Here is a 6,402-nt window from a genome sequence, read left to right as displayed (position 1 = left end):
TACTAAACGTCGGGACATATAAACAGTTATAAGGCTGGTCTGGGTTGACCTGTTAGATTCAGTCAGGGGACTGAAGACCTTACTAGGCGGTTATTTCGGGCATTTGGTTCCCTATTTCATGCCTAAACGTTTCGCACTACTTTTCTTAACATAACTTAAAACTACCAGAGCTAAAAAGAAGGGGGTGGCGAATCATTTTTCCAGCTATTCACCCCCTCCTTGCCGTCATGTTATTTAACAAACAACATTTCTTGATAGGTAGGTAGAGGCCAGAAATTGTCGGCCACTTCCCCTTCCAGTGTGTCAGCATATTCGCGCACCTTATCCATCAAGAGACGGATCGTTTGAGCGGAATACTGCATATGTTCCTCGATCGAGTCAAAATCGTCTTTAGCCATGGCCGCACTCAGTTTGCTAACGCCATCCATCAGTAATTTAATTAAATTCGAGACGGTTTGGGCCCTTTCCTTATCCATCTCGATGCCGATCGCCGCCGCATTAGCGATCGCCAAAGACAATTCCGACAAGTAGCGAACGGCAGCGGGATAAATAATCGTTTTAGCCATACTTACCACCAGTTTCGCCTCCACCTCGATGGCCAGTAAATACTGTTCTGCATAGACATCGAAACGACTTTCCAGTTCAACGGGGGTAAGCACACCCATGCGGGCAAACAGTTCTTCGATATAATCAGCCTTCAGCACGGGTAAAGCATCGGCAGTGGTGCGGAGATTAGCCAAACCGCGCTCTTCTACCGCCATTTTGTGCCATTCCAGGGAATATCCGTTACCTCCGAAGATCACATTTCTGTGTTTGTCCATGATCTCCTTGAGAACACCCTGGGCAGCAGTCTTGAGGTCTTCCCCTGCTTTCATCCGGCTTTCTAAGTTATCCGCCACCCAAGTCAGGGAATCCGCTAGAATCGTGTTCATCGCCACCAGCGGCCCAGAAACTGACTGATTAGAACCCACGGCGCGGAATTCAAAGCGATTGCCCGTAAAAGCAAAAGGAGAGGTACGATTGCGATCACCAGGATCCTTGGGGAATACCGGCAGGGTATCGACACCCAGATCCATCAACCCCGGGGCATCAGAACCCTCAATTTGTCCTTGGCTAATTTGGTCGAATACCTTTTCTAACTGGCTGCCCAAATATACCGAAATAATGGCGGGGGGGGCTTCATTTGCCCCCAAACGGTGATCATTGCTGGCGGTAGCCACCACTGCGCGTAAAAGCGGCCCGTACTTGTGAACGCCACGAATTACCGCCCCACAGAATAACAAAAACTGCATATTAGCGTGGGGAGTATCGCCCGGATCCAACAGATTGCCCTGGGTGGCGTTGCCGACAGACCAGTTAACGTGTTTTCCCGAACCATTAATTCCCGCAAAGGGTTTTTCGTGCAGTAGGCAAACAAAACCGTGTTTTTTAGCCGTACTTTTCAGCAAGGTCATAATTAACTGCTGATGGTCACTGGCCACGTTAGCGGCCTCGAAAAAGGGGGCAATCTCGAACTGTCCGGGAGCGACTTCATTATGGCGGGTTTTGGCCGGAATGCCGAGGCGATACATTCTTTCCTCTACTTCCTGCATAAACACCTGAACCCGTTCGGGAATCGCGCCAAAATAATGATCGTCGAACTGTTGACCCTTAGCGGCGGGTTTACCAAATAGGGTGCGACCGGTGAGCAGTAAATCGGGGCGACTATGGGCAAAATGAGCATCCACTAGGAAATATTCCTGTTCAGCACCGCAGCTGGAGTTAACGGGGGCGACTTCCGTATGTCCTAAGAGCTTCAGCACCTTGGTGGCGGCTTTACTCATCGATGAAATCGAGCGTAAAAGCGGCGTTTTTTTGTCGAGGGCCTCTCCTGTCCAAGAGATGAAAACCGTGGGGATACACAGGGTTACACCATTATCCGTCTCCATGACGTAGGCCGGACTGGTGACATCCCAAGCGGTGTAACCCCGCGCTTCAAAAGTGGAGCGAAGGCCGCCGTTAGGAAAGGAGGACCCATCCGGTTCCCCCTGTACTAAGACTTTGCCCGTAAATTCTGTGATCACCGAACCGTCGCTCTGCACGGAGATAAAACCATCGTGTTTTTCGGCGGTGGCGTTGGTCATCGGATAGAAGACGTGGGCATAGTACAGCGCCCCTTTGGACGTGGCCCAATCTTTCATCGCAGCCGCTACCGCACCGGCGATGGAAACGTCTAATTTTCCACCGGTTAAAATCGTGTTTTTGACCGATTTGAATACGTCTTTCGGAAGACTGGCCTGCATTTTGCTCAGGGTAAAAACATCGGTTGCCCAGAGGGCCTCTAAACGCTGAGGAATTTTGCTAGGTAGGGGTTTACGATCCGTTACTTGAGAGATAGCTTGAACACGCGTTCCATAACTCATAAGTATTTTTCCTATTGTGTTGTGTCGTGGATGAATGGTTACTTTACTTAGGCGATGACAAGTTTCCTCCTAATTTTGATGTTGAATTTCGGTCAGAGGCTATTCTCCGCTCAATAATTTCGATCCCACGGCACAAGCTTCTGTGCGGTTTTTATCTGCTCGCGCCCGCCTCTTTCCCGATCAATTAGCAACACCAGCCTTCATCTTAAGAACAGATAATCCAGATCTTTGTATCAAACATTACAAATATCCCAAACCCGATCTTCCCCAAGCGATCGCACTGAGAAAACGGGTTTCTTTGAGAAACCCGTTTTCTGGAGTATAGATAAAAATCTATAGAATCGATAAAAAAGTGATATTTGACAAAATCGGGGGGGGGGGTAAGATTTACAGAGGATTTTTTCAAAATTGCTCATGAATACTACAACTACCTTTAAATCTATCTCTCTCTCTGGTGTTGTCCTCGCCAGCACAGTTAGCGCGATCGCTGTCTTTGGCCTTACTACTGCCCAACCAGCCGCAGCCGTCTCGTTCCCTGGACCAGATGCCTTCGGATATAGAGGTGCTGAAATTGCCAACAACCTGCGCAACATCAGCGCGAGTGGCACCTTTCTTAGCCTTGACGACGATGAAGTCAGCGGAGCCATCTCCCTGGGATTCAATTTTGATTTCTACGGCAATACCTACAGTGAGGTGTACGTTTCGTCAAATGGCTTCCTGACTTTTAACCCCGGTTCCGACGAAGGGTGTTGTAGTGGTCCATCGTTGCCCGACGGAAGCTCAAACCCGAGCAACTTAGTTGCAGGTTTCTGGAATGACCTCAATAATCCCCAGGGTAATATCCGCTACCAGACGACTGGCTCGCCAGGCTCTCAGAAGTTTGTCGTCGGTTTTTACAATGTGCCGAATTACCTCGATGGCCCTCAAGTTACCTTTGAAATGATCCTCCATGAGGGAAGTAATAACATTGAATTGCAGTACGGTGCTGCGCCTAACGACGACAGCTCTGTCACTATTGGGATCACAAACAACGGCAGTACTGATGCGCTGACTTTAGTCAACGCTGATTTCAACCTTGATGTCGGTGTCTCCAATCGTGGTTTTCTGATTACGCCAATTCCTGAGCCAAGTTCTGGCTTAGGTTTGCTGGCTTTAGGCTTACTGGGGGCGGGAGCGGCACTTAAGCGCCATTGGAACTGAGAAAACGGGTTTCTTTGAGAAACCCGTTTTCTGAACTTTTGGAGATCGCTAGGGATTGCTAACTCGCGCTAGACTAGATTAAAATAATTAATTAACTCCCAATCATTTGTTTAATCATGAGTCAAGCTGCTGCAATCAATACTAAACTAATTGATTCTCTTGCTCAAATTATCCTTTCCTTAACTGACGAAGAACAACAGCTTCTGCTACAAAAAATCCAGCATCCAGCCTTATCTGATCTCGATTTTCAGCAAGGTTTTCCCTTTGATGTTCAAATTCCTAATACAGAAACGCTCGCCGCCATTGAAGAAGTAGAAAAACATCCTGAGCGTCTTAAGCGTTATAGTAGCGTCGGGCAGATGTTCGAGGATTGGAACAAGGATACAGGGGAATGTTAACGCCACAGGAAAGCACCCGCTTTCGACGCGATTTGAGGCGGATGAAAAAACGGGGTAAAGACTTGGAAAAGTTAAAAACTGTAGTGGAACTCCTGGTGCAAGAACAAATACTACCAGAGCGATACCGAGATCATAATCTCGTTGGAGATTGGTCGGGTTATGGTGAGTGCCATATCGAGCCGGATTGGTTGTTACTCTACAAGATTGAGCGAGATGATGAAAGCTTAAGTAGGTAGGCGTTAAAAATTATCAGATGCCCCCCTTATTAAGGGGGGATTAAGGGGGGATCCCCCCGCCTATCGGCACCCCCCTTATCAAGGGGGGCAGGGGGGATCGAACCTAAAATCCATTTTTAATTTAATTATAACCAGCTACTTAACACTCGTTCGGACTGGTACTCATTCGGATCTGTTTAAATAGTCTTCTAGTAGAAAACGGGTTTCTCAAAGAAACCCGTTTTCTGGACTGTCAATCTCTTGTGTCGATTAATTCGGGGACAAGTTCGGGAATAAAACCTGGTTCAGCTAAAGAACCAGTAACATGATGTTCAAAGACTTCTGCGGGGGGAAAAGTTTTCTTGACTTCCTGAGATTGGGGATCCGTAGAAGGTAGCCATTTAATTAGGGGTAAAGGTAGGAGAGTAGAGAGATTAGTAATCACCACCAATAACCAAAGGTTATCAAAATTAGTTTCGGTGACTCCCAACCAATGGGTTAATAAAGCGCCGATTTCTTGGGAAACTAATCCTGACATATTCCAGATGGACATTAACAAAGCGAATAGAGATGCTTCAATGCCCACGGGACAAAGACGGGCCGATAAAATTAAGACGGGTAAAAAGGCAATTTGTCCCATGACGGTGAGGATGAGACTATCCCCCAAACTAAACCAATGATCGTCAATACCGAGCGCTCGATTAGTATGGGTAACTAAGAGTAGGGTAGTCATCCCTAAAAGCGCAGAAATCACCGTACTCCAACCCAAAATTAAACGAAAGGAAATCGCTTTTAAAAACCTTTGATATACCCAGATGCCCAGGATCGAGGCTAAACTGGTGACTAAGCGCACTCGTCCTAAAAATTCCGGTTCAAATCCTAACTCGTTGGTGGTGAAGTAGAAAAAGGCAGAATCGGCGCTAGGAGTAGCCTGCCAGAGGAAAATAAAGGCAGTGGGTAATAAAATTGATTTTTGTCTAATGGCTGACCATAATTGCCCGATTTGCTCCTTGACTTTCGGCGTGGATTGTGAATCATCATTGTCATTCTTGACTTTTTCCTCTGTAATTAAAAACGCCATGGCTGAGGCAATCAGGGGAAAAATAGCCGTGAGAGCGAAGACGGGACGAGTACCGAGGTGTGCCAGTAACCAACCTCCCAGATAAGCCGTAATTAAGCCGCCTAGCGCCGATATTCCCCAAGTTAAGGACTGTAGAGAACCGGATTGAGTTAAGGACTCTCTGCGCGCCCTTTCTACCACCAAAGAATCGACGATGACATCACTAATGGTGACAGAAAGGGAACCAAGCAGGATCGCGGCCGTAGCTTGCCAAGCATTCTCCACCACAGTGGCTAGGGCCAACCAAGCTAAAACCCCGAGAATTCCCGATAAAATTAGGTAGGGGCGACGACGATAGCCGAAAATAGGCAAACCATCCGAAAGAAAGCCAAAAGCTGGTTTAATCACCCAAGGAATCGCCGCCACTCCGATTAATGCCCCCATCTGGGAGGGACTCAAGGCCAAATCGTCTTTTAAAAAAAAGCTAACCGCTAATCGGGAGAGTCCGAGAATGCCCTGCACGAAATAAACCCCTAAAATGCCAATTAATTCGGGATTAGGGTCATTTCCGAACAAGATACTCTCTTTAAGGAATTTTTTCCCGCGATCGATGCCAAGGCGATTAATAAGCATGAAGTTTCATAAATATTTCTTACTGTCTCTATGATAATTGATCGCTCGATCGGTGCGTTAGCTGTTAGGGTTTGGCTGTTGAGCTTTAGGTTTTGGCGGTTGGGTATTGGGTTTTAGGGTTTTAGGTGAATTTCCCCATAAAAGGCTTATTGTCGTGTTATGGGGAAAGTTTTTTGCGATCGCTCTATTTGAGAGTAATATAGGGAAAGATTCTGGAAAAAATGCTTATCTGTCAAATCTTCAGCAGAATGCTATATGAACTCTTATCTCGACAGGTAAGAGTTCATATCACAATTTAAACTTAGCTAGCAAGCCAGGATAGATGTATCCCGTTATGCTATCGTTGGCAATTTTTGGTTCTTCGTTACTTGGTATGGTTCGATAGGGGGTCATAAATCGACTAAATCCTTATCTGGTAAGAGACTTAATTGATTAGTTCGCTCTAGATCAAAAATAATTGACAAAAATCGCTAAATGCCTTTCTATATAAGGGT

The 6,402-nt window shown here is 46.5% G+C and carries 5 protein-coding genes; 3 read left to right on the top strand and 2 right to left on the bottom strand.

Annotated features, from left to right (window positions below; genetic code table 11):
- Window positions 1–230 precede the first annotated feature (230 nt).
- Window positions 231–2,402, bottom strand: coding sequence for a glutamine synthetase III family protein (locus tag IM477_RS18525; RefSeq protein WP_287732995.1), 2,172 nt, complete (start codon window positions 2,400–2,402; stop codon window positions 231–233).
- A gap of 414 nt (window positions 2,403–2,816) precedes the next feature.
- Here IM477_RS18525 and IM477_RS18520 point away from each other — a divergent pair, with 414 nt between their 5' ends.
- The 3 genes from IM477_RS18520 (at window position 2,817) to IM477_RS18510 (ending at window position 4,236) form a co-directional block, all read left to right on the top strand.
- Complete coding sequence (locus tag IM477_RS18520) at window positions 2,817–3,602, top strand: NIDO-like domain-containing protein (protein ID WP_287732994.1); 786 nt, start codon at window positions 2,817–2,819, stop codon at window positions 3,600–3,602.
- A 116-nt stretch (window positions 3,603–3,718) separates the two neighbouring features.
- The gene (locus IM477_RS18515) at window positions 3,719–4,000 is read left to right on the top strand and encodes a hypothetical protein (protein ID WP_287732993.1); all 282 of its coding nucleotides are present in this window, start codon (window positions 3,719–3,721) and stop codon (window positions 3,998–4,000) included.
- Entirely contained in the window at window positions 3,994–4,236 is a 243-nt protein-coding gene (locus IM477_RS18510; protein ID WP_287732992.1) for a type II toxin-antitoxin system YafQ family toxin, read from the top strand. The genes IM477_RS18515 and IM477_RS18510 overlap by 7 nt, the downstream gene beginning before the upstream one ends.
- Before the next feature lie 232 nt (window positions 4,237–4,468).
- Here the strand turns inward: IM477_RS18510 and IM477_RS18505 are convergent, their stop codons facing one another.
- Complete coding sequence (locus IM477_RS18505) at window positions 4,469–5,908, bottom strand: folate/biopterin family MFS transporter (protein WP_287732991.1); 1,440 nt, start codon at window positions 5,906–5,908, stop codon at window positions 4,469–4,471.
- Window positions 5,909–6,402: the final 494 nt, after the last annotated feature.

It is taken from the genome of Microcystis sp. M090S1 (assembly GCF_020246295.1).
Taxonomy (GTDB): domain Bacteria; phylum Cyanobacteriota; class Cyanobacteriia; order Cyanobacteriales; family Microcystaceae; genus Microcystis; species Microcystis aeruginosa.
The sequence above is the reverse complement of the archived record's forward strand: the minus strand, read 5'-3'. Positions and strand labels throughout refer to the sequence as shown.

Excerpts from the sequence above, each read along its gene's own strand:
- IM477_RS18525 (WP_287732995.1), bottom strand. The coding sequence starts at position 2,402 with ATGAGTTATGGAACGCGTGTTCAAGCTATCTCTCAAGTAACGGATCGT.
- IM477_RS18520 (WP_287732994.1), top strand. The coding sequence starts at position 2,817 with ATGAATACTACAACTACCTTTAAATCTATCTCTCTCTCTGGTGTTGTC.
- IM477_RS18515 (WP_287732993.1), top strand. The coding sequence starts at position 3,719 with ATGAGTCAAGCTGCTGCAATCAATACTAAACTAATTGATTCTCTTGCT.
- IM477_RS18510 (WP_287732992.1), top strand. The coding sequence starts at position 3,994 with ATGTTAACGCCACAGGAAAGCACCCGCTTTCGACGCGATTTGAGGCGG.
- IM477_RS18505 (WP_287732991.1), bottom strand. The coding sequence starts at position 5,908 with ATGCTTATTAATCGCCTTGGCATCGATCGCGGGAAAAAATTCCTTAAA.